We start from the raw sequence: 644 nt of genomic DNA, 5'->3' as shown, positions 1-644 counted from the left end.
GCTCATCGCCGTCCTCGGCGCCGGCGGCGACCGCGACCGCGGCAAGCGCCCCGCCATGGGCGCCGCCGCAGCACGCCAGGCCGACGTCGTGGTGGTCACGGATGACAACCCCCGCTCCGAGGACCCGGCCGAGATCCGGTGGGCGGTCATCGCGGGGGCACGGGAGGCGGTCCGCGACGACGCGCCGCCGGTGACCGAGATCATCGACGGTGGGCCGCGTTCGAGCGCCATCGCCGAGGCCATCGCGCTCGCGGTTGTCGGCACGGGGGAGGACCGCCCTGTCGACACCGTCGTGGTGCTCGGCAAGGGACACGAGAAGGGTCAGGAGATCCACGGAGTGAAGCACCCGTTCGACGACCGCGACGCCGTGCGCGCCGCCCTCGCAGCCGTCAGCTCATCGGGGGTGACGCCGTGATTGCCTTGTCGCTCAGCGAGATCCGCGATCTCACAGGTGGTCTCGTCCACGGCACCGAGACCCCCGACACCATCGTCATCGACGGCCCCGTCACGACCGACTCGCGGGAGTGCGGCCCGGGCAGCCTCTACGTCGCCCGGGTCGGCGAGACCGCCGACGGCCACGACATCGTCGCGTCGGCGGTCTCGGCCGGCGCCGTGGCGGTGCTCGCGTCGCGTCCCGTCGACGG

Annotated in this window: 2 protein-coding genes; both read left to right on the top strand. The window is 73.8% G+C overall.

Annotation, left to right across the window (positions count from 1 at the left end; translation table 11 throughout):
- Positions 1 to 415: glutamate ligase domain-containing protein (locus tag AC1DP0_RS22480; RefSeq protein WP_478088886.1), on the top strand; the 415-nt coding region annotated here is incomplete at its 5' end.
- Positions 412 to 644: Mur ligase domain-containing protein (locus AC1DP0_RS22475; protein WP_478088883.1), on the top strand; the 233-nt coding region annotated here is incomplete at its 3' end. The genes AC1DP0_RS22480 and AC1DP0_RS22475, both read left to right, overlap by 4 nt.

It is taken from the genome of Terrabacter sp. P5_B1 (assembly GCF_056400505.1).
This window is presented reverse-complemented; position numbering and strand designations above follow the sequence as displayed.